This window comes from Cupriavidus sp. P-10 (genome assembly GCF_003402535.2).
Classification (GTDB): Bacteria; Pseudomonadota; Gammaproteobacteria; order Burkholderiales; family Burkholderiaceae; genus Cupriavidus.
Genome location: NZ_AP025171.1, coordinates 455,064 through 479,820, shown reverse-complemented (window position 1 = coordinate 479,820; position 24,757 = coordinate 455,064). Strand labels below are relative to the sequence as shown.

Annotated in this window: 23 protein-coding genes; 14 read left to right on the top strand and 9 right to left on the bottom strand. The window is 68.7% G+C overall.

The window, feature by feature from the left end:
* The first annotated feature begins 4 nt into the window (after positions 1–4).
* Together CTP10_RS19305 and CTP10_RS19300 are read left to right on the top strand one after the other, a co-directional pair.
* Complete coding sequence (locus CTP10_RS19305; RefSeq protein WP_116318693.1) at positions 5–958, top strand: alpha/beta hydrolase; 954 nt, start codon at positions 5–7, stop codon at positions 956–958.
* Entirely contained in the window at positions 955–2,055 is a 1,101-nt protein-coding gene (locus CTP10_RS19300; protein ID WP_116318694.1) for a 3,4-dihydroxy-2-butanone-4-phosphate synthase, read from the top strand. Before CTP10_RS19305 ends, CTP10_RS19300 begins: the two co-directional genes overlap by 4 nt.
* On the opposite strand, the gene CTP10_RS19295 is transcribed toward CTP10_RS19300, so the two are convergent.
* Genes CTP10_RS19295 through CTP10_RS19280 form a run of 4 tightly spaced genes read right to left on the bottom strand, consistent with a single transcriptional unit; the run spans position 2,030 to position 6,157 of the window.
* A complete protein-coding gene (locus CTP10_RS19295; RefSeq protein WP_116318695.1) occupies positions 2,030–3,016 on the bottom strand; it encodes an acetyltransferase in 987 nt (328 codons plus the stop codon). The genes CTP10_RS19300 and CTP10_RS19295 overlap by 26 nt on opposite strands.
* A 33-nt stretch (positions 3,017–3,049) precedes the next feature.
* A complete protein-coding gene (locus CTP10_RS19290) occupies positions 3,050–3,841 on the bottom strand; it encodes an SDR family oxidoreductase (protein WP_116318696.1) in 792 nt (263 codons plus the stop codon).
* 31 nt (positions 3,842–3,872) lie between these two features.
* Positions 3,873–5,051: a sulfotransferase family protein gene (locus CTP10_RS19285; protein WP_116318697.1), complete on the bottom strand. Its 1,179-nt coding sequence runs from the start codon at positions 5,049–5,051 to the stop codon at positions 3,873–3,875.
* Positions 5,048–6,157 carry a DUF1214 domain-containing protein gene (locus CTP10_RS19280; protein WP_116318698.1) on the bottom strand — a complete coding sequence of 370 codons (1,110 nt, stop codon included), beginning with the start codon at positions 6,155–6,157 and terminating at the stop codon, positions 5,048–5,050. Before CTP10_RS19280 ends, CTP10_RS19285 begins: the two co-directional genes overlap by 4 nt.
* 211 nt (positions 6,158–6,368) lie before the next feature.
* On the opposite strand from CTP10_RS19280, the gene cysD reads away from it, so the two are divergent.
* From cysD to CTP10_RS19260, 4 genes are all read left to right on the top strand, one after another.
* Positions 6,369–7,265 carry a sulfate adenylyltransferase subunit CysD gene (gene cysD / locus CTP10_RS19275; protein WP_116318699.1) on the top strand — a complete coding sequence of 299 codons (897 nt, stop codon included), beginning with the start codon at positions 6,369–6,371 and terminating at the stop codon, positions 7,263–7,265.
* A complete protein-coding gene (cysN, locus tag CTP10_RS19270; protein WP_233528073.1) occupies positions 7,265–9,220 on the top strand; it encodes a sulfate adenylyltransferase subunit CysN in 1,956 nt (651 codons plus the stop codon). Before cysD ends, cysN begins: the two co-directional genes overlap by 1 nt.
* A 177-nt stretch (positions 9,221–9,397) precedes the next feature.
* Positions 9,398–10,537, top strand: coding sequence for a helix-turn-helix transcriptional regulator (locus tag CTP10_RS19265; protein ID WP_116318700.1), 1,140 nt, complete (start codon positions 9,398–9,400; stop codon positions 10,535–10,537).
* A gap of 708 nt (positions 10,538–11,245) precedes the next feature.
* Entirely contained in the window at positions 11,246–11,716 is a 471-nt protein-coding gene (locus tag CTP10_RS19260) for an SRPBCC domain-containing protein (RefSeq protein ID WP_116318701.1), read from the top strand.
* A 30-nt stretch (positions 11,717–11,746) separates the two neighbouring features.
* On the opposite strand, the gene CTP10_RS19255 is transcribed toward CTP10_RS19260, so the two are convergent.
* The 5 genes from CTP10_RS19255 to CTP10_RS19235 all read right to left on the bottom strand — a co-directional run bounded on the left by CTP10_RS19255 (position 11,747) and on the right by CTP10_RS19235 (position 14,824).
* Positions 11,747–11,968, bottom strand: a complete 222-nt coding sequence (locus CTP10_RS19255; protein WP_116318702.1) for a hypothetical protein — start codon at positions 11,966–11,968, stop codon at positions 11,747–11,749.
* Between the two features lie 81 nt (positions 11,969–12,049).
* Positions 12,050–12,679 (bottom strand): TetR family transcriptional regulator, encoded by a 630-nt coding sequence (locus CTP10_RS19250; protein WP_116318703.1) that lies wholly within the window; start codon positions 12,677–12,679, stop codon positions 12,050–12,052.
* A gap of 50 nt (positions 12,680–12,729) precedes the next feature.
* Entirely contained in the window at positions 12,730–13,107 is a 378-nt protein-coding gene (locus CTP10_RS19245; RefSeq protein WP_116318704.1) for a nuclear transport factor 2 family protein, read from the bottom strand.
* 17 nt (positions 13,108–13,124) lie between these two features.
* On the bottom strand, positions 13,125–13,910 hold the full coding sequence (locus tag CTP10_RS19240) for an SDR family NAD(P)-dependent oxidoreductase (RefSeq protein WP_116318705.1): 786 nt from the start codon (positions 13,908–13,910) through the stop codon (positions 13,125–13,127).
* 41 nt (positions 13,911–13,951) lie between these two features.
* Entirely contained in the window at positions 13,952–14,824 is an 873-nt protein-coding gene (locus tag CTP10_RS19235; protein WP_116318706.1) for an alpha/beta fold hydrolase, read from the bottom strand.
* Between the two features lie 165 nt (positions 14,825–14,989).
* Here CTP10_RS19235 and CTP10_RS19230 point away from each other — a divergent pair, with 165 nt between their 5' ends.
* The 8 genes from CTP10_RS19230 (at position 14,990) to bcsB (ending at position 24,756) form a co-directional block, all read left to right on the top strand.
* Positions 14,990–15,781, top strand: a complete 792-nt coding sequence (locus CTP10_RS19230) for an SDR family oxidoreductase (protein ID WP_116318707.1) — start codon at positions 14,990–14,992, stop codon at positions 15,779–15,781.
* A gap of 122 nt (positions 15,782–15,903) precedes the next feature.
* The gene (locus CTP10_RS19225) at positions 15,904–17,475 is read left to right on the top strand and encodes a DUF1302 domain-containing protein (RefSeq protein WP_116318708.1); all 1,572 of its coding nucleotides are present in this window, start codon (positions 15,904–15,906) and stop codon (positions 17,473–17,475) included.
* Positions 17,476–17,547: 72 nt separating this feature from the next.
* The gene (gene dmpE, locus CTP10_RS19220) at positions 17,548–18,330 is read left to right on the top strand and encodes a 2-oxopent-4-enoate hydratase (protein WP_116318942.1); all 783 of its coding nucleotides are present in this window, start codon (positions 17,548–17,550) and stop codon (positions 18,328–18,330) included.
* 59 nt (positions 18,331–18,389) lie between these two features.
* Entirely contained in the window at positions 18,390–19,322 is a 933-nt protein-coding gene (locus tag CTP10_RS19215; RefSeq protein WP_116318709.1) for an acetaldehyde dehydrogenase (acetylating), read from the top strand.
* Between the two features lie 11 nt (positions 19,323–19,333).
* Complete coding sequence (dmpG, locus tag CTP10_RS19210; protein WP_116318710.1) at positions 19,334–20,359, top strand: 4-hydroxy-2-oxovalerate aldolase; 1,026 nt, start codon at positions 19,334–19,336, stop codon at positions 20,357–20,359.
* A gap of 80 nt (positions 20,360–20,439) precedes the next feature.
* A complete protein-coding gene (gene surE / locus CTP10_RS19205; RefSeq protein ID WP_116318711.1) occupies positions 20,440–21,426 on the top strand; it encodes a 5'/3'-nucleotidase SurE in 987 nt (328 codons plus the stop codon).
* Positions 21,427–21,436: 10 nt separating this feature from the next.
* Entirely contained in the window at positions 21,437–22,099 is a 663-nt protein-coding gene (locus CTP10_RS19200) for a carboxypeptidase-like regulatory domain-containing protein (RefSeq protein WP_116318712.1), read from the top strand.
* Positions 22,100–22,422: 323 nt separating this feature from the next.
* A complete protein-coding gene (gene bcsB, locus CTP10_RS19195) occupies positions 22,423–24,756 on the top strand; it encodes a cellulose biosynthesis cyclic di-GMP-binding regulatory protein BcsB (protein ID WP_116318713.1) in 2,334 nt (777 codons plus the stop codon).
* Position 24,757: the final 1 nt, after the last annotated feature.

Sequence of the window (24,757 nt, the reverse complement as noted above, 5' to 3'; positions counted from 1 at the left end):
CACCATGCCGCTCGACCCCCAGGCCCGCGCCATGCTTGATGCCATGGCCGCCATGCCCAGCCCAGACTTCTCCACGCTGCGCGCCGCCGACTATCGTGCCGCGCTGGCGGCCATGCCGGGGTTCGCGCCCGGCGACGCCATCGCCGCGCAGCAAGACCTGACCCTGGACGGTGCGGCCGGCCCGCTGAAGGCCCGTCTGTACCGGCCGGACGACAGCGCCGCGCTGCCGCTTGTCATCTATTTCCACGGCGGCGGCTTTGTGCTGTGCGGCCTGGATTCGCACGACAACATCTGCCGCAGCCTGGCGCGCCGCAGCGGCGCGCTGGTGCTGTCGGTCGACTACCGGCTCGCGCCGGAAGCGCGCTTCCCGGCCGCCGCGGATGATGCGGTCGCGGCGGTGCGATGGGCGGCCGCGCATGCGGCGCAACTGGGTGCGGACCCGTCACGGATCGCCGTGGCGGGCGACAGCGCCGGCGGCAACCTCGCCGCCGTGGCTTGCCAGCAGTTGCGCGGCAGCGGCATCGCCCTGCGGCATCAGCTGCTGCTCTATCCCTACCTGGACTGCACCGATGGCGCGACGGCCAGCGCGAGCTATCGCGATTGCGCGGCCGGCTACTTCCTCGGCGCGGCGGAACTGGACTGGTATCGCACCCAGTACCTTGCCGATCGCGCCGACGCCGCCGACGTGCGCGCGAGCCCGCTGCAGCAGCGCGATCTGCATGCCCTGCCGCCTGCGACCATCATCACCGCCGAGTTCGACCCGCTGCGCGACCAGGGCGAAGCCTACGGCGAGGCGCTGCAACGCGCGGGCCACAGCGCCACCGTGCGGCGCTGGCCGGGGCAGTTCCACGGCTTTATCAGCATGCAGGGCGTGATCGACGCGGCCAGCGATGCGCTGGATGTGGCCGCGGCGGCGCTGGTCCGGGCATTCGGCAACAGCCGGCAGGAGGCAGCATGAACACGGCCAACGTCCTGCCGCCGATGGCCAACGTGCTTGCCGCGCTGGCCGCCGGCCAGCGCGTGGTGGTGATCGAAGACGAGACCGCGGAGGCCACTGGCTGCGTGCTGGTGGCCGCCGAACGCACCACGGAGGCCGACGTCAACTTCATGGCCGCGGAGGCGCGCGGCCTGGTCTGCATGGCCATCACCGAGGCGCGCCGGGATCGGCTGCAGTTGCCGCCGATGGCCGCCAACCAGCGCCAGCGCGAGCGCTACACGGTGTCGATCGAAGCAGCCACCGGCGTCAGCACCGGCATTTCCGCCGCGGACCGGGCGCTGACGCTGCGCGTGGCGGCGGCTGCGCGTGCGCAGCCGGCGGACCTGGTCCAGCCCGGGCACATCTTTCCGGTGGTCGCGCAGGCCGACGGCGTGCTGCGCCGCGCCGGCTTTGCCGAGGCCTGCTCCGACCTGCCCCGGCTGGCCGGGCGCGTCGCCGCCGGCGCCTATGCGATGCTGCTCGATGACGACGGCGACCTGCTGCGCGGCCCCGCCCTGCTTGCCTTTGCGCAGCACCACGGGCTGGCGGCGGTCTCGATCAGCGGGCTCATCCACCACCGGCTGCTGACCGAAGGCGCGCTGCGCCGCACGCACTCGACCCGGCTGGACACGCCGTTCGGGCGCTTCACCGTGCACGCCTACCACGACGCGCCGGCCGACGCGCTCCATCTGGCGCTGGTGCTGGGCGAGCCCGATCCGGGCCAGCCGGTGCTGACGCGCGTGCAGGCCGTGGAGATGCAGCGCGACGTGCTCGCCTTCGGCACGCCGCTGCAACCGGCCTGGAACCTGGAACGCTCGCTCGCCCGCATCGGTGCTGAAGGCTGCGGCGTGCTGGTGCTGCTGGACGAGCGCGAATCGCCGCAGCAGCGGCTGGAGCGACTGGCCGCGCCGCCTGCCGCCGCGCCGGCGCCGGCCTTCGCCCAGCGCGCGCTGGGCGTCGGGGCGCAGATCCTGCGCGATGTGGGCGCGCACAAGCTGCGCCTGCTCAGCCACCCGGTGCCTTACCGCGCGGTCACCGGTTTCGAGCTGGAGGTTACGGAGTTTGTCCCGCCGGGCTGAGCGGCGCGCCGTAGCAGTCGGCAAAGCTGCGCGTAAAGCGCTCTACCTCGGCGTCGGGCAGGTGGTTGATGCCGCCGGCCAGGCGCCGGCCACCGCCGGTCTCGAAGCCTCGGCAGAAGTCGGCCGCGCCGGTGGCGCTGTGCGCAGGCACCCGCACGCTGACCGCAAAGCCGCCGCCGGACCTGGGCGACAGCAGGCCGATCGCATCGCCGGGACGCCCGCGCACCAGCTCATTGGCCAGCACCCCGATCGCACGCCGCGCCCATGGCGCGTCGGGCAGCACCAGCAGCGCCGCGCCAGGGACTTCATGCACAGGCGCCAGCCGGCGCGCCTGCGCCATGTCGTCCTCGTAGCCGTCGCACAGCAGCGCGTAGGCGTCGCATTGCCCGGCGAAATCCAGCGGGTCCGCGAACGGCAACATGTGCCGGGCCAGTTCGGCGGGATCGCAATGCAGGTCCGCCACGCACTCGCCATACGCGTTGTAGTTCAGGCAGGTGCCGAGCCGTTCCAGCAGCACGGTCTCGCGCGCGTCCAGCCGTGCCTGCGCCGCCATGGTGCGCGCCACGTCGCCCAGGTTGTCGCCAAAGGCAGCGGTGATGGCCCAGCGCTGGTGGCGCCCGGCCAGGTGGCGGTCGACCAGGGTGCTGGTGCAGACCGCCGCGGCTTCGTCGATATGCGCGCGCAGCCCGGCATGCGACGGCAGTTCGCCGGCGTGATGGTGGTCGAAGTAGTCCACCTGCGCGCCGGCGGCGAGCAGCCGCAGCAGCCCGTCCCGGTTCTGTTCGAGCGAGATGTCCAGCGCGGTCACGGTATCGCCGGCGCAAGCGTCGATCCGCTCGAGCAGGCGGATATCGCGCTTGACGCCGGTGACCAGGGTCGCATCGCCAGGATGCGCCAGGCGCAGCTGCTGCAAGGCGCACAGGCCGTCGGCGTCGCCGTTGAAGGCAAAGTAGCGGGTCATGCCAGTTGGCAGTTGAGCAGTCAGTCCGGCGGGTCAGGGCATGAAGTCGCCACCATTGGCATCCAGCGAGGCCCCGGTGATCGCCCGGGCGTAGTCCGACACCAGGAACAGCGCCGCGCGCGCGCAGTCGTCGTCCGTCGGCATGCGGCCCAGCGCGATCTGGGAAGCCACCGGTGCGATGATAGCGTCCTCGGCGACCCCCTGCTCGGCCGCGGCGTGGCGCACATAACCTTGCACCGGCGCGCCCCACATCCAGCCCATGAAGATGCTGTTGGCGCGGATGCCATGCGGCCCCAGCTCGCGCGCCAGGTACTTGACCGCCACCGCCAGCGCGCCCTTGGACGCCGCGTAGCCCGATTCCCCGGGCATCGGCTTGCGCGTGGCCTGGGTATTGATCATCACGATGGCGCCGCCGCCCTGCGGCTTCATCAGCGCGGCCACCTCCTGCGTCAGCGTCATGGTGCCGAAGACATTGGTGTCGAACACCTGGCGCCACACGTCCAGGTCGGCGGATTCCACCGGCTCGGGGAAGTTGCCGTGCTGGAAGGCGCTGTTGACGAGCGCGTCGATGCGGCCGAAGCGGCGCATGGCCTCGCTGGCCAGATGGCGGGACTGGGCGCGGTCGGTAATGTCGGTCACCACCTTGAGCACTTCGCAGTCGGCGCCCAGTGCGTCGATGCGGGCCTGCGCTTCGTCCAGCCTGGCGGCGGTGCGCGCGGCAATGGCCACGGCGCGGGCGCCCTCGCGCGCGGCTTCCACCGCGAGCTTGATGCCCAGTCCCGGGCCGATGCCGGACACGATGACGATCTTGTCTTTCAGCAGCATGTTGTTGTCTCCTTGATGTTTTCGGTATCAGTTAGCTGCGGGCTACGATGTGCCGCGCGCGATAGCCGGCAAAGTCGCGCTCCAGCTGTGCCTGGCTCAGCCCGAACTGCTCGGGCGTATAGGCGTGCGCCGCGCGCTGGTTGCGCGGATTGCTTTCCATCCATGCCCACATGCCGGCGCGCGCGGCCTCGGTCAGCGGCATGCCGGCAAAGCGGTAGACCGCCTGCGCCACGCCGAAGGGATCACGCACGGTGTCCTCGAAACGCACGTCGAGAAAGCGCTCGGCAGGCATGGCGTCGCGCACGGCCATGGCGTGATCGGTGCCGCGCCGCATCTGTTCGCTCCATTGCCGGCCCGCCGTGACGGGATCGGGCGCATCGGCGTACAGCTTCCACAGCGTATGCGCCATGCTGGCCATGGACGGGATGGTCTGCGCGGGATCGCGATGGGTCAGCACCACCTGCGCGCCCGGGAAGACCCGGAACAGGACCTCCAGCGTATGCAGGTGCTGCGGTGTCTTCAGCACCCAGCGCCGCGCCGGCGCCGCCTGAGTCCCTGCGCGCTGGCGCTTCTGCCACTGCAGGAACTGCAGCATGGTCTTCAGCCAGGCATAGACTTCCGTGCGGTCCTGGCGCGCCAGCCAGTCGGTATAGGCGGGAACGTTGGCGTAGGAATCCATCGCACACAGGAAGGCATGCTCCATCAGCATGAATTCCTCGTCGGCGGCCATCGCGTCGAGCGGGTGGATGGCGAGGATGTCCGGGATGAAGCGGATCATCTGCGCGACTTCCTCGCGTGCCAGCGCGATGCGCCGGCTGGCGTCGCGCACGTCCTCGCCGGGCAGCGGCGCCGGGTAGCGGGTTTCCCACCACGCTGCCGAACAGAAACGCGCGTCGGTGGCCAGCATGCGCTGCAGCAGCGTGGTGCCGGTGCGCGGCAGGCCGACGATGACCAGCGGGTCTTCCACGCGTTCCTGCAGGATCTCCGGATGGCGCCGGCAGTAGTCCTGGATCACCAGCCGGTTCACCAGCTGCGCCAGCAGCTTGCCCTCCAGCAGTTGCGCGCCCTGCGGCGACAGGTTGGCCTCGCGTGCGAGCGAGCCGGACAGCACCTCCAGGGCCTCGCGGTAGTTGCCCGGGCCGAAGTCGGCCAGTCCGCCGGCCTGCTCGCTCGCCTGCGCAAGCAGGCGCTCCACGTTGATTCCATTCATGCGTTGTTCCCCCTGAGCGATGCAAGCTTGACCACGCGCGTGCGCGGATGCACCGGCTGCGCCGCCCCCACCCAGCGCCAGCACATGGTGCCGTTGCGGTGGCCGGCGGTCTCCAGCCAGTTGGGCAGGCCCGGATCGCGCGCGCTGAGGATGACCGTGACGCCGCCGCTGGCGTCGAGCCGGGCGCCGTGTTTGTTGATGCAGATGTCGTGGTAGCGGTAGTCGAGCGACTCCATCCAGTAGTTGTTGATCTGGAAGTTCCAGAAGTCGCACGCCGGCACCTGGTCGACCTCGACCACCAGTGCCTCGTCGTCGGCCAGTTGCCAACCGGAGTGGTAGTAGAAGATGTTGGGATCGCCACCAGCTGCCTGGCACACCCCCTGGTCCGCGGGTGGCAAGGCGTTGACATGCCCGCCGTAGCCCTGTGCCCAGTCGGCGAAGATGCGCGCGGTGCCCTCGACAAAATCCGCGGCGCGCAGCAGGCCGCCGTGCAGGCGCTCCGCGCTGAGCGCGGGCGGCTTGCCATTGCCATCGAGCCGCTCGATGTGCAGTTCGGCCGGCGTCTCCGCCTTGCGGTCCAGGAACGTCTGGCGCACTACCAGCGCATTGGTGGCCGGCTCCATGCGCACCCAGTTGCCGTCGCGCGGCTGCGCGCTGAGGACGATCTCGAAGCTGCCGTCCGCCGCCACCGCCAGCCTGTTGCTGTCGATAAAGCCGGTCTGCACCATGCGCCCGTCCGTTTCGTAGCCTCCCTTTTGCGTGCCGAAGCTGAGATACGCCACCGTGCCGCGCCGGCCGCGAATGCGGTATGCCGCATTGCCGTCCAGGCGCGCGTAGCGGTACAGGTTGTCCGGATTGTCCGCGCCGATCTTGGCGGTTTCATGCGACGGCGAGAAGAAACCAGGAAACGCCGGATCGGCAAATTCCACGTGCATCTCCAGCGCAATGCGCAGCAATCGGCTCAGGTAGCGGAAGCCCTCGGCGCGCGTGAGCGCGTCGGTCGGCGCTTCCGGGCGCAGGATCTGCTGCCCGCTGCGCTTGAGCACTTCGCAAAACTCGGCCCAGGTGTGGCCGCTCAGCAATTGGTCTTCGGCGGTGGTCGCCATCTGCCTGCTCCCGTGGTTCGTCGGCGTAGCAACGATACCCAGCGCAGGGCAAGCGCCTCCTCGTCCGGGCGGACTAGGAAATGCGTGCGGCGGCCCGCGATTTCTTAGTCCGCCCGGACGAAGTGGCGCGGGGCCCCGGCTCGCTACCTTGTGGCCATGCCAATCCCTGTCCGGGGGCTGGCACAACCAAGAGGATCAAGAGGAGAACGCGATGTTGACCCACCTGGAGCAACTGGAGGCGGAGAGCATCCACATCATGCGGGAGGTGGTGGCGGAATGCGAAAACCCCGTCATGCTCTATTCCATCGGCAAGGACAGCGCCGTGATGCTGCACCTTGCGATGAAGGCCTTCTATCCCGCGCGGCCGCCGTTCCCGCTGCTGCATGTCGATACCACGTGGAAATTCCGCGAGATGATCGCGTTCCGCGACCAGACCGTCGACCGGCTCGGCCTGGACCTGCGCGTCCATATCAACCCTGAAGGGCTGGAACGCAATATCAGCCCGCATGAGCACGGTTCGGCCGTCCACACCGATGTGTGGAAGACGCAGGGCCTGAAGCAGGCACTGGATCACTACGGCTTTGACGCCGCCTTCGGCGGCGCGCGCCGCGACGAGGAGAAGTCACGCGCCAAGGAGCGGGTGTTCTCGGTGCGCACCGCACAGCACCGCTGGGACCCGAAGATGCAGCGCCCCGAACTCTGGCGCCAGTACAACACCCGCAAGCGCAAGGGCGAAAGCCTGCGCGTATTCCCGCTGTCGAACTGGACCGAGCTGGACATCTGGCAATACATCTACCTGAACGACATCCCGATCGTGCCGCTTTACTACGCCAGGGAACGGCCGGTGGTCGAGCGCGACGGCACGCTGATCATGGTCGACGACGAACGCCTGCCGCTGCGCCCCGGCGAGAAGCCTCAGATGCGCAAGGTCCGCTTCCGCACGCTGGGCTGCTATCCGCTCACCGGCGCAATCGAGAGCGAGGCCGACACGCTCGGCGGCATCATCCAGGAAATGCTGCTGGCGACCACGTCGGAGCGCCAGGGACGGCTGATCGACAGCGATTCGGCCGGTTCGATGGAGAAGAAAAAGCAGGAGGGGTACTTCTGATGGAAACCTTGATCGACAACGCGCCGGAATCGGCGTCACAAGCGGCGGCAAACGCGGCGAAAAACGCGGCGAAAAATGCGGCACAGCACGATATCGCCGACTACCTGCGTGCGCAGCAAGGCAAGAGCCTGCTGCGCTTTATCACCTGCGGCAGCGTCGACGACGGCAAGAGCACGCTGATCGGCCGGCTGCTGTACGAATCGAAGATGCTGTTCGAGGACCAGCTCGCGCAGCTCGAAGCCGACTCGAAGAAGATGGGCACGCAGGGCGACAACCTCGATTTCGCGCTGCTGGTGGACGGCCTGGCCGCCGAGCGCGAGCAGGGCATCACCATCGATGTCGCCTACCGCTTCTTTGCCACCGACAAACGCAAGTTCATCGTCGCCGACACGCCGGGGCATGAGCAATACACGCGCAACATGGTCACCGGCGCATCGACCGCCGACCTCGCCATCCTGCTGGTGGATGCGCGCCGCGGCGTGCAGACGCAGACGCGCCGTCACAGCTACCTGGTATCCACGCTGGGCATCCGGCGCGTGGTGCTGGCGGTCAACAAGCTCGACATGGTGGACTATTCGCGCGAGGTTTACACGCGCATCGAAGCCGGGTACCGCGAATTCGCACGCCAGATCGGCCTGACCGATATCACCTGCATCCCGATGTCCGCGCTGCGCGGCGACAACATCACCGCGCCCAGTGCCAACACGCCGTGGTACCAGGGCCCGACGCTGATGCAACACCTGGAGACCGTGCCGATCGACAGCGCCCCCGTGCAGGACGAAACGTTCCGGCTGCCGGTGCAGTGGGTCAACCGCCCCAACCTGGACTTCCGCGGCTTCGCCGGCACCGTCAGCGCCGGCGAGATCCGCCGCGGCGACCGCGTTCGCGCCCTTCCCTCCGGCCGGGAGTCCCGCGTCGCCAGCATCGTTGGTGCCGATGGCGAATGCGAGCATGCCGTACGCGGCCAGGCGGTGACGCTGACGCTGGCCGACGAGATCGACATCAGCCGCGGCGACGTGCTGGCGTGCGCGGAAGACCCGCCCGCGGTGGCCGACCAGTTCGAAGCCACGCTGGTGTGGATGAACGAGGACGCGATGCTGCCCGGCCGTCCCTACCTGCTCAAGCTTGGCACGCGCACCGTGGGCGTGACCGTCGCGCAGCCCAAATACAAGGTCAACGTCAATACCCTCGAACAGCTGGCCGCGCGCACGCTGGAACTCAATGAAATCGGCGTCTGCAACCTGCACCTGGACCGGCCGGTGGCGTTCGACCCCTATGCACGCAGCCGCGAGCTGGGCGGCTTCATCATCATCGACCGGCTGACCAACAACACCGTCGGCGCCGGCATGCTGCACTTCGCGCTGCGCCGGGCGCAAAACGTCCACTGGCAGGCCATCGACGTGGACCGGCACGCCCACGCCGCGCTCAAGCACCAGTCGCCGCGCATCGTCTGGTTCACCGGGCTCTCCGGCGCGGGCAAGTCCACCATCGCCAACCTGGTGGAAAAGCGCCTGCATGCGCTGGGCCACCACACCTACCTGCTCGACGGCGACAACGTGCGCCATGGGCTGAACAAGGACCTGGGCTTCTCCGAGGCCGACCGCGTCGAGAACATCCGGCGCGTGGCGGAAGTGGCAAGGCTGATGCTCGATGCCGGGCTGATCGTGCTGGTCTCGTTTATCTCGCCGTTCCGCTCCGAGCGCGAGATGGCGCGCGCGCTGGCAGGCGACGGGGAATTTGTCGAAGTCTTCATCGATACGCCGCTGGCGGTGGCAGAGGAGCGCGATCCCAAGGGGCTGTACCGCAAGGCGCGGCGTGGCGAGCTGAAGAACTTCACCGGCATCGATTCGCCGTACGAGGCGCCTGAACGGCCCGAACTGCGCATCGACACCACGGCCGACACGGCGGAACAAGCGGCGGAGCGGGTCGTAGCGTGGCTGCGGGATAAGCCTTAGGCTGAACGGACGATGAGGCGGTGGTGGCGTTGGGTACGATGGGCGAAACCGAATTTCAGCTGGGAATGCTGACCGCGCCCGCGTGGATCCAATGCGCTTGCATGGCCCACTGCATGCTCCCCTCTCCCGCAAGCGGGAGAGGGGAGCACACCGGCAATCAACCGAAACGCCTCGACCATGCTGCCATATTCGTTGCAGGCCGCCGAACTCAGCGCCCTGCTCGCCCAGCTCTACCAGGGCCCCACGGAAGCCGTGCCCTGGGCCGGCTTCCTCGAAACCGTGCGCCAGCGCCTCGACGCCGTCTTCGTCACGCTGGTGCTGCGCCACCCCGCCACGGACCGCCCTGGCCTGATCGTCAACGCCTCCGCCTACGGCCCGCACCTGCCGGGCGAGCCCTCGTACAGCGAGCAGTACTACGCGCTGTGCCCCTTCCTCGACCTCCATCCCGACCGCCTCTTCAGCGCCGATGAGCTGTTCGGCGAAGCCGGATGGCTGGCCCACCCGTTCTATACCCAGTACCTGGCGCCGCTGCACCTGCGCTATATCCTCGCCGCCAACCTGGTCACCGCCGACGGCGTGGAATGCGCCCTGTTCATCAGCCGCGCCCAGACAGGCCAGGACTTCGGCGAATCCGAGAAGGCACTGCTGCAGAGCCTGTTGCCGCACCTCAAGCGCGCGGTCGACCTGCATGCCGCGCTCGACGTGCTGCAATCCGAGCGTGCCCTGTACGCGGAAGCCGTAGACCGGCTGCTGGTCGGCACCATCATCCTCGACGAGCACGGCAAGACCATCCGCAGCAACGACGTCGCCAGGCGCCTGCTGCAGGCGCGCGACGGCCTCTATCTGTCAGACGGCTCGCTGCACGCACACTGCCCGGTCGAAAGCCGCCGCTTCCGCAGGATCCTTGAAGACACCGCGCAGGCCCACGCGCTGGCCGCATCGCGCAGCGAAGTCACGCTGCTTAGCCGCCCCGCAACGGCCACGCCGCTGAGCGTGCTGGTGCGGCCGATTCCGCTCAGCTACCGCACCGAAGACAAGGCCCGCCGCCCAGCGGTCGCGGTATTCATCCGCGACCCGGCCGGCTCTCCGCGCAACACGCATGCCAGCCTGCGCAAGCTGTTCCACCTGACGCCGACGGAAATCGAGCTGGCCTTGCTGATGGTCGATGGCCTGACGCTCGATGAAGCGGCCGTCAGGCTTGGGGTAAAGAAGAACACGGTCCGCGCACACCTGCGGGGGATCTTTGCCAAGACCGGAGCGACGCGGCAGGCGGTGTTGGTGAAGATGCTGCTGTCCAGTGTTGCGGGGATGGGGTGAGGCGGCGCCCGGGAAGACCCGCTTCGCGGGGTGCCGCGCGGCACTCCGTGGCAGCGCCAGCCCTCTCCCCCGCCCCTCTCCCGCAAGCGGGAGAGGGGAGCAAGCAAGCGGGCACGGAAAGGATTGCTGGCTAGCCGGCGATAGCGCCAAGCGAGCGCAGCGACGCTCCGTGCCCGGTTGCCCGACTTGAGATGCTGCCGGCGCGCAGCGCAGCCATAGGCGTCCCTGCGTTGACCCCCATAGCAGGGACCACTAACCCTCTGGGCTCGTTCAACCAGCATGTCTATCCCTGCCACAGTGGTGCACCACTGCGGCAGGCAGTCTTGCTTTGTGAGGAAGCCAAACCCCGTACGAAAGCTCTTGCACACTACGATAAGAGTGGCCGTCCGCCCAGGACAGTAAACGCGCTTTCTGGTGACTCTTTGTCGCTCGGACAAAGAGTTACCCGCCCTTCAGGGCGGAACCGGGAATATCAAATATCCACCAGATGCCCAGCCGCAGCCCTAACCAACAAAAAAAATGCCGACCATCACCCCCAGGCCGGCACCAAGCTCACAGCATCTGGAGACTCGCGGAGCATACCCGCAGTATCCCGCAGCAACGCCAACCCATCATCGTCCGCCCGGACTCGTCCATTCAGGGTATGCGCCCCCCACAGCCCCGCCCTAGTGTTGTACTTCCAATCAAGGAATGAAAGGAGACAACAACATGGCCAAGCCCGAAAACCTCGTCACCTCGATCACCGTGGAAATCGATGCCCCCGCCTCCCTGGTATGGGAAGTCCTGACCGACTTCCCGCGCTACGCCGAATGGAACACCTTCTGCCCCGGCCTGGAAACGACAGCCACGCTAGGCGACATGGTCCACATGCAAGTCCGCATCCCCGGCACCGACCAGATCATCCCGGTCAATGAGTACCTCGTGGCGTGGGAGCCAGAACGCCTGCTGTCATGGGAGCAACGTCCCACGGACGAAAACAAGGACGCCGCCCGCCGCGACCAGTACATCGAAGCGATCGCCCCCGCCCGCACCCGCTACTTCACCACCGACCTGTTCCTGGGTCTGAACGCCGAAACCATCATGCGCGAACACGGCGCCTGGGTGAAACAGGGCTTCGACCAGGTAGCAAGAGATGTCAAGGCGCGTGCCGAAGCGCTGCACGCGCAGCGCCAGCGCTGACCGATAGCGTGGCAGGCAACCCCGCCGCCATCATTGCGGCGGGCGCTGGCTAAGTACCACCATGGCCGCGACACCGCGGCTACGCACGCAGGCAGCATCACACCCATCCGGAGCCGTGTCGGCGGCACGGACATCATCGTGACCGCCGTACGCCACGGCAACGCCGTTGCCGCCGGCAAGCACCCAGGCCACGCCAAAGCCAGCCCCCACCGCGGCCAGCCCAGCCGCCCAACGCAATCCGAGCCGCTTCATTCGCTGTCTCCTCCGCACCCTTTCCGGGTCCTTTGACAGCATCGTAGGCGGCGCCGGCCGCCGGCTCTTCGTCCGAGCAGACTAGGTGGTATCCCGGGGAAAGGCCGGGCCAGCCGCGCCATCCGGCGATGCACCGCGTTGCATACCCGGCGCCGCATACAGCCGCGCGAGCGAGGCCGCGCATCCGGATAATCCCGACGGCGCCAGCTGCAGCGCATGGGCGCTCAGCAAGCCCCACAGATGCGCAACCAGCAGCCCAGCCAGCGCGGGCGTCGGCATCCGGGCCGCCAGCGTGTCGCGCAGCGCATCGATGTCCCGCAGCACGCGCGCCCGCAACGGGCACAGCTCACAGTCAGCGCCGCACTTGTGTTGCAGCAGGAACGCCAGCAGGCTGACATGGCGCGCGATGCCGTCACCATCGAGCAGCGCGGCCAGCCCCGGCTCCAGCGCCGCCGGCGCCTCGCCGGCGCCAATCGGGCCCATCGGTGCAAGCCGCTCGGCAAGATCCGCCTCCGCGCACGACAGCAGCGCACCGAGCAGCGCCGCGCGTGAGCGGAAATGCGCATACACCGCCCCGCGCGTCATGCCGATGGCGCGGGCCACATCCTCCAGCGTGACGCAATGCACGCCACGCTGGTGCATCAGCTGCTGCGCGCTGGCCAGGATGCGCTCGCGCGTGGCGACGGCATCGTCGCGGCTACGCCTGACCATGGCCGGGACCGGTGCGGTTGATGCGGTTGATGCGGTTGAGGGCGGTTGCCTTACAGGAAATGAACGTCGTCCGGCCCCCAGTGGGCGCGCATGCCCTGGATGCGCCCGTCAGCGCCGAACGTCATGATGTCGGTCACGTCGATCCGTGCCGGCCGACCTTCCAGCCGCGCATGCACCGCAAAGGTCAGCGCGGCGGCGTTGCCGTGCGAACCGCGCGGCGGCGTTACCACCTCCAGGCGCGCGCCGCGCGAGGTGGCGTGCTGGTAGAAGGCGAGGATGGCCGGCTTGCCGGCAAGCGGCTGCGCCCCGACCGGATCCTCCACCGTGGCATCGTCCGCGTAGAGCGCGGCGACGCCCTCGGCATCGCCGGCATTGAAGCGTTCGACATAGGCAAGCAGCGTGGCTTTCATCGCGGCGCTATCGGGCATGGTGCTCTCCTTGTCCGTCAGCGCGCGGTGTAGCCGCCATCGATCACCAGTTCGGCGCCGGTCATGTAGCGCGCGGCGTCGGATACCAGGAAAAGGATGCCCGCCGCGATATCGCGCGGCTGCCCCACCTTGCCGACCGGCGTCAGCCCGCCAAGGTAGTCGAACAGCGCCTCGCCCTGCCCCGAGGCCTGCGCCACGTGTTCAAGCATCGGCGTGCGGATATAGCCCGGATGGATAGAGTTGGCGCGGATGCCCTTGGCCGCATAAAGCATGGCGTCGGTCTTGGCCATCATTCGCACCGCGGCCTTGGATGCATGGTAGGGCGGCACGTCCGGCCCCGCGGCAATGCCGTACATCGACGATACGTTGACAATGGCACCCCCACCGGCGCGCTCCAGGTGCGCGATGGCATGCTTGGTGCACAGGAACGTGCCCGTCACGTTGACCGCCATCACCTGCTGCCATTGCTCCAGCGTCACCTGGTGGGTGGGCTCGTTCGTGCCTTCGATGCCGGCGTTGTTCACCAGGATGCCGAGGCCGCCAAAGCGGGCAGCAATTTCGTCGAACACGCGCGCCACCTCGCTTTCGCTGGTGACGTCGAACTTCCAGAACGCGGCCTCGCCGCCCGCGCCACAGATGGCCTCGGCGGTGGCCTTGCCGTCCGCTTCAAGCACATCGAGCACGGCGACCTTCGCGCCCGCGGCGGCCAGCACACGGGCGGTTTCCGCGCCGATGCCGCGCGCGGCGCCGGTGATGGCGGCCACCTTGCCGCGCAGGTCGAACAGGCTATACGGGTATTCCATGATGTCTCCTGAATTGTCGTTGTAGGGGCATGCGCGATCAATTATGCCGCGCCGGCCTGTGCGGTATCGGCCAGGAAGCCGAGGCATTCGCGATTGAAATACGCGGCGTGCTCGACCATCACCCAGTGGCCGCAACGGTTGATCATGACAAAGCGCGCATCGGCGCAGCCGCCGAGGAACTTCATCGCGCCGGCGGCGGGATTGAACTGGTCTTCGGTGCCCCAGAAGCCCAACACCGGGCAGCGGATCTCGCCCAGCCGCGCGGTCAGGTTGGGCACCTTCATGGTGGCCAGCACCTCGCGCGGCTGCTCGCGGCACACCGCCATGCGCTCATCCACCAGCGCGTCGGTGACGAGGCTTGCGTCATGCACCAGCAACTGCAGCAGCTGGCGCATGGTTTCCGGGTTCATATGCCCGCCGGTGAACAGCGACACCATGCGCTGGATGCCTTCCATCTGGAAGTAGGTCTCGCGCTCTTCCACGCCGCCCGGGGCCATCATCACCAGCCGGCTCACATGGTCGGGATAATCCAGCGCGTACTGCAGCGCGATCGCGCCCCCGAGCGAATTGCCGACCAGCACGCAGCGCGGCAGTTCCAGTGCCAGCAACTGCTCGCGCAGCGCGGCGACGAAGAAATCCAGCGTGTATTCGACGTCGTCCGGCTTCGACGACAACCCGTACCCGGGCAGGTCCACCACCACCGTACGGAAACCCGCCGCGGCGAAGGCCGGCACGTTGAAGCGGAAGTTGCTGTGCCCGCTCGCGCCCGGCCCGCTGCCATGGATAAAGACCACGGGTTCGCCGCTGCCGGCATCCAGGCAGTGCAGCCGCAGGCCCCCGGAGGTGGTGATGAAGCGCCCCACGGGCAGGTTCGGATGCAGGGATGAAGGCATTTGCTGCGGCGTAGCGGACATGAGGGCGTCTCCCGTGTGATTTGCCAGCAAGGTTTCCAGCGAAGTTGCGAGCGATATTTTCCAGCGAGTTTGCGCAGCACCGGCCTGCCGGGCATCGTTCATTCGGACTACGAGCGATCCGGCCACTTCTCCTACGATGGGCCCTCCACGCATCAGGGGACCCCAATGACAGGATTCGACTACACCGGCCAGGCCGTGCTGGTGACCGGCGGCATGCGCGGCATCGGCCGCGCCATCAGCGAGGCTTTCCTGCGCGCCGGCGCGCAGGTCTTCGTGTGCGGGCGCACCGCGCCCGCAAATGACGGCGAGCTGCCATGCGCAAGCGGGCGCAGCGCCCGCTTCATCGCCGCGGATATCCGCGACCTCGGACAGGCCGATGCCATGCTGGCGGAGATTGCACAGGCCAGCCCCGCGCTCGACGTCGTGATCCACAACGCCGGCGGCGCGCCGTACGCGCTGGTCGCCGATGCCTCGCCACGGCTGCTGGAATCGGTGATCCGGCTCAACCTGGTGGCGCCGCTGCAACTGGCGCAACGGGTCAATGCCCGGATGCAGCAGCAGCCCGGCGGCGGCACGCAGTTGTTCGTCGGCAGCGTCAGCGCGCTGCGGCCATCGCCCGGCACCGCGGCCTATGGCGCCGCCAAGGCCGGCATCCTCAACGCGGTGCGCACCCTCGCGGTGGAATGGGCGCCGCGCGTGCGCGTTGCCGCGGTCAGCCCGGGCGTGGTGCTGACCGACACCTCGCGCGACCAGCACTATGGCGATCCCGGGGCACTGCGCGCGATGGCGGCAACGGTGCCGCTGGGCCGCCTCGCGCAACCGGACGACATTGCCAGCGCGTGCCTGTTCCTGGCCTCGCCGCAGGCGTCGTACGTGTCCGGTGCCAACCTCGTGATCGATGGCGGTGGCGAGCGCCCGGCCTTTCTCGACGCGGCATCGCTCAACCACGCCATGTAGGGAAACCGCCTAGTCCGTTCTGCCGATTTGTGCAGGTCTCCCCCTCTCTACGCTTGCGGCCAGATGCGCGCCATTCGAAGTGCCAGGCCATGAACCACCACCGAAACCAAGGGGAGACCACCATGCACCAACCACCACGCGGCCCAGCGAAGCGCCGCAGCCGGCTGCGGCCGATCGCCGCAGCGGCCATGCTGGCGGCGCTGGCTACGATGCTGGCGCCTGCCGCACAAGCCGGCGACACCATCGACTTCGGCCGCGACACCACGCTCGACTACAGCGTCACCGCGTCCTACGGCGCGGCGGTGCGCACTGGCCACCGCAGCGACACGCTGCTGAGCCCGGCCAATATCAACGGCGACGACGGCGACCGCAACTTCAAGCCCGGCGACATGATCGCCAACCGCGTGTCGCTGCTGGGCGAAGCCCACCTGCGCCACGGCGCCTTCGGCGCGCTGTTGCGCGGCAGCGTGTTCTACGACTGGGCCTACAGCGGCACCAACTCGAACAATGCGCCGTTCACGGTCAACCACAGCGGGCCGTTCAACCAGTTCACCGAATCGGCGCAGGACTACCACGAGCATCGCGCCCAGCTGCTCGATGCCTATGTCTATGGCACCACGCCGATCGGCGGCACCCAGCTGAGCTTCAAGCTGGGCAACCAGGTGGTGGCATGGGGCGAGAGCCTGTTCTTCGCCAATATCGCGGGCGCGCAGGGGCCCGCGGATGCCACCAAGGCCTTCGTGCCGGGCGCCGAGGTCAAGGACATCCTGCTGCCGGTACCCCAGGCATCGCTGCAGCTGCAGGTCACGCCATCGTTCAGCCTGATGGGCTATTACCAGTTCACCTTCAAGCCGAACCAGCTGTCGGCGCCGGGCAGCTACTTCAGCACCAGCGACCTGGTCGGTCCGGGCGCGGAATTCATCATCGGGCCCGGCTTCCGCATCCCGCGCGGGCCGGACGTCCGCCCGTCCGACTGGGGACAGTGGGGCGTGGGCGCGCGCTGGCGCGTGTTCGAAGGCACCGAGATCGGGCTCTACCAGCTGCGCTACCACGACAAGAACCCGAGCGTGGTGACCTCGATGTTCCCCACGCTGCAATACCAGGAGAAGTTCTTCGGCGGCATCAACCTGACCGGCGCCAGCTTCTCCACCCAGGTGCTCGGCGCCAACATCGCCGGCGAGGTCAGCTACAAGGACGGCATACCGATGCTGGTGGACGTGGCCGGCTCGCCCACCGCCTCGCGCGGCAAGGCACTGCAGGGGCAGCTTTCCGCGATCTATTCGGTGGGGCCGACCTTCCTCGCCAACTCGCAGTCGCTGCTCGGTGAAGTCGCCTACCTGCATGTGCTGAGCGTCGATCCGGTGATGGGCTTCAGCCAGCTGACCAACACGCGCAACTCGGCGGCGTTCCAGCTCGGCTGGTCGCTGACCTATAACAACGTGTTCGATGGCTGGGACCTGACCGTGCCACTCACCTACGCGCACCAGTTCAGCGGCCGCTCGGCCGTGGCCGGCGCCTTCGGCACGCTGATGGGCTATGGCGACCGGCGCGCCAGTGTGGGGGTGACCTTCAAGTACCTGAACAACCTGGAGCTCAACCTGACTTACGCGGCGTTTATCGGCGGACCGAGCATTACCAACCGCCCGCTGGCAGACCGCGACTACGTGGCCTTCAACGCCAAGTATTCGTTCTGACGCTCGTTCTGACGCCCGCTTTGTCCCATGCTGCCGCGGCAGGCGCCGCGGCGGCGCAACCCGATTCCCGCCATGCACGACGACCAGATCGCCACGCTCAGCCAAGAACTTCACCACGCGCTCGTCACGCGCTCGCCGGTGCCGCCGCTCAGCGGCCGCGGGCTCAAGCTCGACGTCAGCGATGCCTATCGCATCCAGCAGGGCTTTATCGCGCACCGGCTCGCCGCGGGCGACCGCATCACCGGCAAGAAGATCGGCGTGACCAGCAAGCCCGTGCAGCAGATGCTGGACGTGCACCAGCCTGACTTCGGCATCCTGCTGCAGAGCATGCACTACGCGGCGGGCACGCCTGTTCCGGCGAGCACGTTGATCCAGCCTCGCGCCGAGGGCGAAATCGCCTTCTTCCTGCGACGCGACCTGCGTGGTCCGGGCGTGACCCGCGACGATGTGCTCGACGCGACCGAATCGGTGGCGGCGTGCTTCGAGATCGTCGACTCGCGCATCCGCGACTGGCGCATCCGCATCGAGGACACAGTCGCCGACAACGCTTCCTGCGGCGTCTACGTGCTCGGCGACGAGCGTGTCAGCCCGCACGCGCTTGATCTTGCCGCGTGCGCGATGACGCTGGAGAAGAACGGCGAATGCGTGGCCACGGGGCTGGGCAGCGCCGCGCTCGGCCATCCCGCCGACGCGGTGGCGTGGCTGGCGAACACGCTGGGCAGCTTCGGCATCCCGCTGCTGGCCGGCGAGGCCATCCTGTCGGGCTCGCTTGCGGCGCTGATCCCGGTCCAGGCCGGCGACCGGCTGTCCATGCACATCACCGGCATCGGCGGCTGCAGCGCCGCGTTCTGCTGACTTCCTTGCTGACTTCCTTGCTGACTTCCTGATTCTTTCCACTTGCCACGCGAGACACCATGAACAAGATCCGATGCGCCCTGATCGGGCCCGGCAATATCGGCACCGACCTGCTCTACAAGCTGCGCCGCAGCGACATCCTGGAACCGGTCTGGATGGTCGGCGTGGAGCCCGCGTCCGAGGGCCTGGCCCGCGCGCGCGAGCTCGGCCTGAAGACCACCAGCGACGGCATCGACGGCCTGCTGCCGCACCTGGAGGCCGACGATATCCGCATCGCCTTCGATGCCACGTCCGCCTACGTCCACGCCGAACACTCGGCAAAGCTGACCGCGCGCGGCGTGCGCGTGATCGACCTGACGCCGGCGGCGATCGGGCCGTTCTGCGTGCCGCCGGTCAACCTGGAGGCCCACATCGGCAGCAACGAGATGAACGTGAACATGGTCACTTGCGGCGGGCAGGCCACCATCCCGATGGTGTATGCGGTGTCGCGCGTGCAGCCGGTAGCGTATGGCGAGATCGTCGCGACGGTGTCGTCGCGCTCGGTCGGGCCGGGCACGCGCCGCAATATCGATGAATTCACGCGCACCACGGCGGGCGCGATCGAAGCCGTGGGCGGCGCGCGCCAGGGCAAGGCCATCATCGTGATCAACCCGGCCGAGCCGCCGCTGATCATGCGCGACACCATCCACTGCCTGACCGACGAGGCCCCGGACGTCGCGGCGATTACCGCCTCGGTGCACGACATGATCGCCGAGGTGCGCAAGTACGTGCCTGGCTACACGCTGAAGAACGGCCCGGTGTTCGACGGCAAGCGCGTGTCGGTCTTCCTGGAGGTCGAGGGCCTGGGCGACTACCTGCCCAGGTATGCCGGCAACCTCGACATCATGACCGCCTCCGCCGCCCGCACCGCCGAGTGCATTGCCGCCGCGATGCTGTCCTCCGCCGCCGCCAAACCGGCCAGCCCCGCCACCCCCGCCACCACCACCGCCTGAGGAGCCACGCCATGGGCCAACGCATCACCCTGCACGACATGACCCTGCGCGACGGCATGCATCCGAAGCGCCACCAGATCTCGCTGGAACAGATGAAGGGCATTGCTCGCGGCCTGGACGCCGCCGGCGTGCCGCTGATCGAAGTGACCCACGGCGATGGCCTGGGCGGCGCCTCGGTCAACTACGGCTTTCCCGCCCACAGCGACGAGGAGTACCTGCGCGCGGTGCTGGGCGAACTGAAGCACGCGCGCGTGTCCGCGCTGCTGCTGCCCGGCATCGGCACCGTCGACCACCTGCGCATGGCGCACGACATCGGCGTGCAGACCATCCGCGTCGCCACCCATTGCACCGAGGCCGACGTGTCGGAGCAGCATATCGGCATGGCGCGCCGGCTCGGCATGGATACCGTGGGCTTCCTGATGATGGCGCACATGGCGCCGGTGCAGACGCTGGTGCAGCAGGCGCTGCTGATGGAAAGCTATGGCGCCAACTGCCTGTACATCACCGATTCGGCCGGCCACATGCTGCCGCATGACGTCACCGAGAAGCTGACCGCCGTGCGGCAGGCGCTGCGGCCCGAAACCGAGCTGGGTTTCCACGGCCACCACAACCTCGCCATGGGCGTGGCCAACTCTCTCGCCGCGATGGCCGCCGGCGCCACGCGCATCGATGCCGCCGCCGCGGGACTGGGTGCCGGCGCCGGCAACACGCCGATGGAGGTGCTGGTGGCGGTGTGCGAGCGCATGGGCATCGAGACCGGCGTCGATGTGTTCCGCATTGCCGACGTGGCCGAAGACCTGGTCGTGCCCATCATGGACCACCCCATCCGCATCGATCGCGACGCGCTCACGCTGGGGTATGCCGGCGTGTATTCGTCCTTCCTGCTGTTCGCCAAGCGCGCCGAGGCCAAGTACCGCATCCCCGCGCGCGAGATCCTGGTCGAGCTGGGACGGCAGCGGCTGGTGGGCGGACAGGAAGACATGATCGAGGACACGGCGATCACGCTGGCGCGCGCGCGGGGATTGCTCACGGCATAGGACGCCGGTGCATTGGCTTTTTACCTGGCGCCGCGGCCATGCAGCGCTTTCCATACCATCAGAATGAGGAGACTGGTTCCATGCTTCGACTTCCCGCCCCCTTGCGGCTGAGTCTCGCCGCCGCGGCCCTGGCCGCGGTAGCCGGGCCCGCCCATGCGCTCAATGTGCTGCTGACCAATGACGATGGCTGCTCCGCGCCCGGCATCACCGCCGTGCGCAAGGCCTTGCAGGATGCGGGGCACCGCGTCATCACGGTTGGCCCGGCCAGCAACCAGAGCGGCTCCGGTGCCGCCTATGCCGTGCCCGACGGGCGCACGCGGCTGGTGGTGGAACCGCTGGCCGGCGGCGCCGACACGTACTGCGTGCACCGCGTCAAGGCCAGCTACGTGGCCGGCGGCGCGCTCAATGCCACCAACGCCGACTACATCGGCAGCGGCTCGCCCGTCGACGCCACCGCGATGGGCCTGAAGATCGTCGGCCCGGAAAGCGGCTTCACGCCCGACCTCGTCGTCTCCGGCGCCAACTTCGGCGAGAACCTGTCGGACTCGATCCCGCATTCGGGCACCGTGATGAACGTCCTGTTCGCGGCGCGGCGCGGCGTGCCGGGCATCGCGCTGAGCGTCGGCGTCGACTTTGCCGAAGCGCGCAGCGGCTTTCCCGCGACGCTGGCCGCGTTCCCCAAGGCCGGCGCCTTCCTGGTCCGCGTGCTCGCCAGCCTGGAAGCCGCGCGCGCGGCTGGCCAGCCGCTGCTGCCGGTGGCGCACCCGCTCAGCATCAACTACCCGATCGCTTCCGGCGGGCAGGCCCCTGCCGGGGTGCGGCTCACGGTGCCGGGCTCGGTCGACTCGTTCACCACCGCGTACAAGCGCAATGCCGACAACACGGTCTCTATCGACGTGGGAGCGGCGGAAACCGAGCCGAAGGCGCTTGCGCGCACGGCGGAGACGCCGGCCTTCCTGGCCAGGTTCATCACCATCTCGCCGCTCGACGTGGATTTCCGCCCGACGCCGCTGGCGCGCGGCCTGTTCAACCGCTCGCACCGCGACCTGGCCGCGCTGGCGCCCTGAGGACGACGCCATGGGCAAGCAACCTGGAAACTGGCGCCACCTCGTGCTCGCGTGCGCGGTGGCGGCCTTGGCGGCATGCGGGGATGACGAATCGCGCGACATCGGCGGCACGGCCGCGGTAGGCGCGGCGCTGGCGGGCGCATCGGTGCAGCTGCGCGACACGCAAGGCCAGGTGCGCCAGGCCACCACCGACGCCAGCGGCGCCTTCCGCCTGGCCGGCGTGCCGGACGGCGCGGCCATGGTGCGGTGCGACGGCGGGCTGGCACAGGGCGAGGCCAACCGGCAGCAGCTCCACGGCCTGGTGCTGGCAGGGCAAACCGTCAACTGCACCCCGCTGACCGAACTGGCACTGTGGAAGCTGCTGGACGGGCCGCCGGCGCGCATCTTCGACAGCTTCGGCCCGGAGCACGCGGCTCGCCTGAGCGCCGACGCCATCGCGGCGGCCGAGCAGGCGGTGCTGGACGCGCTGGCCGAGGGCGCCGGTGTCGACATCGATCCCGCCGCCGTGCCCCGCCGCTGGCATGACACGCCGCTCGCGGCCGGCAATCCCGGCGACCCGCACGATGCCGTGCTGGACGCCATGCGCGAGGCGATTGCCGACCAGCCGACACTGGACCTGATGGGAGAGATGGTGGTGCACGGCGTTTGCCGGGCAGACGACACCTGCGGATAAGCGGCACGCCGGGGTGGAGCGCGGACGACTTGCCGTGGGTCCGTGCCAGTGCTTCTCCTACAAAACCGGAGCGGAAATGCCCCCTTTGGCAAGAGGGTGGCATTTCCGCTTTTTTTGTTCGCTGTTGAATATTTTTTAGAGCACTGGCGCGATGTGGAGCCCGCAGTGCTTTTGCAGCTACACTTGCGCGACCATCAGCCAGCCACAAGCCGTAAGCCGTAAGCCTGCCGCAACATTGCGCCGTGCCATCGCGGCGGGATTAAGTTTCCGCACCGCGTGCGCCGTCCGCCCTGGAAGCATGCAAAGGAACCGCCATCCTGCCCATGACCCGCTCCGTCCCGCCCCGCTTCCACCGGCCCCAGCTTCGCGCCGCCGCCAGCCTCCTCGTCCTGTCGTGCCTGTCGTGCCTGTCGTGGCCGGCGGGCGCCCAGGCGCCTGCCGCGCGGCAGGCTGCCATCCCGCCCGCCACCGAGGCGGCAGCCCCGCCCCCGAACGCCAGCGCGACACAGCCCGCCGCAGCCAATACCGCCACCCACGTCCTCACCCTGCGCCAGATGGGCGCCTACGGCCCGATCGCGCTGCGCGGCGTGGACCACGCGCGCCAGCTCGACGTCGGCGTGCGGCTCGATGAAGTGGTCACGGCGGCCAGGCTCAAGCTGGCCTTTACCTATTCGCCGGCGCTGGTGTTCCCGCTGTCGCATATCAAGCTGACGCTGAACGACGAAGTCATCGCCACGCTGCCGCTGGAAGAGAAAGAAGCCGGCCGCCTGGTCACGCGCGAACTGGATATCGATCCGCGTTTCTTCACCGACTTCAACCACCTGCGCGTGCAGCTGATCGCGCACTACACGCTGGATCATTGCGAGGACCCGCTGCACTCGAGCCTGTGGGCCGACATCAGCCCGGCCACCACGCTGACGCTCAATACCTCGCGCGTGACGCTGCCGGATAACCTGGCGCTGCTGCCGGCACCGTTCTTCGACCGTCGCGACAACCGCCGCGTGACCGTGCCGTTCGTGCTGCCGGCCGGCGCCGACGGCGCAACGCTGCGCGCCGCCGGGGTTGCGGCGTCGTGGCTGGGCGCGCTGGCCGCCTGGCGCGAGGCGCGCTTCCCGGTGGCGCGAACCGCGCCGGCCGGCAGCGACGCCATTGCCTTCGTCACGCCGCAGACCATCCCGGCGGGCCTGAACCTGCCGGCGATCGCGGGCCCCACCGTCAGCCTCATGCCCAACCCGGCCAGCCCGGACCGCAAGCTGCTGGTGATAGCCGGGCGCAATCCGCAGGACCTGCAGACCGCGGTCAATGCCCTGGTGCTGGGCAAGGTGGCCATGGCCGGCAACAGCGCACGCGTGGAATCGGTGGACATCGGCAAGCCGCGCCGGCCCTATGACGCGCCGGCGTGGGCGCCGACCGACCGCCCGGTGCTGTTCCGCGAACTGGTGCCGGACCCGCAGGACCTGCAGGTGGCCGGCAGCAACCCGAACCCGATCCGCGTCAACCTGCGCGTGCCGGCGGACCTGTACGACTGGACCCGCAGCAACGTGCCGCTGAACCTGCGCTACCGCTACACCGCGCCGCCCGCCTACAACGACTCGGTACTGAGCATCGACATCAACGACCAGCTGGTGCGCTCGTACCGCCTGCGTCCCCTGGCCAGCACCGACGACCACAACGTGGTCAGCGTGCCGCTGCTGTCGGGCACCACCGCGTCGGCAGCGCAGCGGGTCGGCATCCCGGCGTTCCGCGTCGGCAGCAACAACCAGATGCAGTTCCAGTTCCATATCGATTCGCAGAAGACGGGGCTGTGTACCTCCACCGCGACCGACGTGGCGCGCGCGGCGATCGACCCGGACTCGACCATCGACTTCAGCAGCTTCTCGCACTACACCGGGCTGCCCAACCTGGCGTACTTCGCCAACAGCGGCTATCCCTTCACCCGGCTGGCCGACCTCGCCGACACCGCCGTGGTCGTGCCTGACGCACCGACCGCCATGGACCAGGAAGCGCTGCTGTCGCTGCTGGGCCATATGGGCAAATGGACCGGCCTGCCGTCGCTGCGCGTGACGGTGGTGCCGACGGCGAAGATCGACAGCGTGCGCGACCAGAACCTGCTGCTGATCGGCACCGGCAGCGGCGCCGCCACGCTGGAAAAATGGGGCAAGTCGCTGCCGCTGCTGATCGCGCGCGGCAAGACCGAACTCACGCTGCGCGACCAGCGCACCGGCATCTGGTCGAACTGGCTGGCCGGCGTGCGCGAAGACCCGGTCACGCCGGTCGGGCGCGCCATACTGTCCGCCGACGGGCCGGTGGCGGCACTGGTCGGCTTCGAATCGCCGCTGTCCGGCGGCAATACCGTGGTCGCGCTGACCGCCACCGAAGACCGCCGCGTGGCCGATGTGCTGGACGCCCTGGAGAACCCCGGCAAGGTGGCGCAGATGCGCGGCGACCTGACCGTGATCCGGCAGGACCAGGTCGATGGCCTGCGCCTGGGCGAGCGCTACTACGTCGGCGACCTGCCGTGGTACGCGCGCATCTGGGTGCGGGTCTCGGCCTTCCCCAGCCTGATGGCGATCGGCGGGCTGCTGGCCGGGCTGGTGGTGGCGCTGTCGCTGTTCTGGACACTGGGCAGGCTGGCTGCGCGGCGCGGCGGGAGCTGAC

Excerpts from the sequence above, each read along its gene's own strand:
- CTP10_RS19305 (WP_116318693.1), top strand. The coding sequence starts at position 5 with ATGCCGCTCGACCCCCAGGCCCGCGCCATGCTTGATGCCATGGCCGCC.
- CTP10_RS19300 (WP_116318694.1), top strand. The coding sequence starts at position 955 with ATGAACACGGCCAACGTCCTGCCGCCGATGGCCAACGTGCTTGCCGCG.
- CTP10_RS19295 (WP_116318695.1), bottom strand. The coding sequence starts at position 3,016 with ATGACCCGCTACTTTGCCTTCAACGGCGACGCCGACGGCCTGTGCGCC.
- CTP10_RS19290 (WP_116318696.1), bottom strand. The coding sequence starts at position 3,841 with ATGCTGCTGAAAGACAAGATCGTCATCGTGTCCGGCATCGGCCCGGGA.
- CTP10_RS19285 (WP_116318697.1), bottom strand. The coding sequence starts at position 5,051 with ATGAATGGAATCAACGTGGAGCGCCTGCTTGCGCAGGCGAGCGAGCAG.
- CTP10_RS19280 (WP_116318698.1), bottom strand. The coding sequence starts at position 6,157 with ATGGCGACCACCGCCGAAGACCAATTGCTGAGCGGCCACACCTGGGCC.
- cysD (WP_116318699.1), top strand. The coding sequence starts at position 6,369 with ATGTTGACCCACCTGGAGCAACTGGAGGCGGAGAGCATCCACATCATG.
- cysN (WP_233528073.1), top strand. The coding sequence starts at position 7,265 with ATGGAAACCTTGATCGACAACGCGCCGGAATCGGCGTCACAAGCGGCG.
- CTP10_RS19265 (WP_116318700.1), top strand. The coding sequence starts at position 9,398 with ATGCTGCCATATTCGTTGCAGGCCGCCGAACTCAGCGCCCTGCTCGCC.
- CTP10_RS19260 (WP_116318701.1), top strand. The coding sequence starts at position 11,246 with ATGGCCAAGCCCGAAAACCTCGTCACCTCGATCACCGTGGAAATCGAT.
- CTP10_RS19255 (WP_116318702.1), bottom strand. The coding sequence starts at position 11,968 with ATGAAGCGGCTCGGATTGCGTTGGGCGGCTGGGCTGGCCGCGGTGGGG.
- CTP10_RS19250 (WP_116318703.1), bottom strand. The coding sequence starts at position 12,679 with ATGGTCAGGCGTAGCCGCGACGATGCCGTCGCCACGCGCGAGCGCATC.
- CTP10_RS19245 (WP_116318704.1), bottom strand. The coding sequence starts at position 13,107 with ATGCCCGATAGCGCCGCGATGAAAGCCACGCTGCTTGCCTATGTCGAA.
- CTP10_RS19240 (WP_116318705.1), bottom strand. The coding sequence starts at position 13,910 with ATGGAATACCCGTATAGCCTGTTCGACCTGCGCGGCAAGGTGGCCGCC.
- CTP10_RS19235 (WP_116318706.1), bottom strand. The coding sequence starts at position 14,824 with ATGTCCGCTACGCCGCAGCAAATGCCTTCATCCCTGCATCCGAACCTG.
- CTP10_RS19230 (WP_116318707.1), top strand. The coding sequence starts at position 14,990 with ATGACAGGATTCGACTACACCGGCCAGGCCGTGCTGGTGACCGGCGGC.
- CTP10_RS19225 (WP_116318708.1), top strand. The coding sequence starts at position 15,904 with ATGCACCAACCACCACGCGGCCCAGCGAAGCGCCGCAGCCGGCTGCGG.
- dmpE (WP_116318942.1), top strand. The coding sequence starts at position 17,548 with ATGCACGACGACCAGATCGCCACGCTCAGCCAAGAACTTCACCACGCG.
- CTP10_RS19215 (WP_116318709.1), top strand. The coding sequence starts at position 18,390 with ATGAACAAGATCCGATGCGCCCTGATCGGGCCCGGCAATATCGGCACC.
- dmpG (WP_116318710.1), top strand. The coding sequence starts at position 19,334 with ATGGGCCAACGCATCACCCTGCACGACATGACCCTGCGCGACGGCATG.
- surE (WP_116318711.1), top strand. The coding sequence starts at position 20,440 with ATGCTTCGACTTCCCGCCCCCTTGCGGCTGAGTCTCGCCGCCGCGGCC.
- CTP10_RS19200 (WP_116318712.1), top strand. The coding sequence starts at position 21,437 with ATGGGCAAGCAACCTGGAAACTGGCGCCACCTCGTGCTCGCGTGCGCG.
- bcsB (WP_116318713.1), top strand. The coding sequence starts at position 22,423 with ATGACCCGCTCCGTCCCGCCCCGCTTCCACCGGCCCCAGCTTCGCGCC.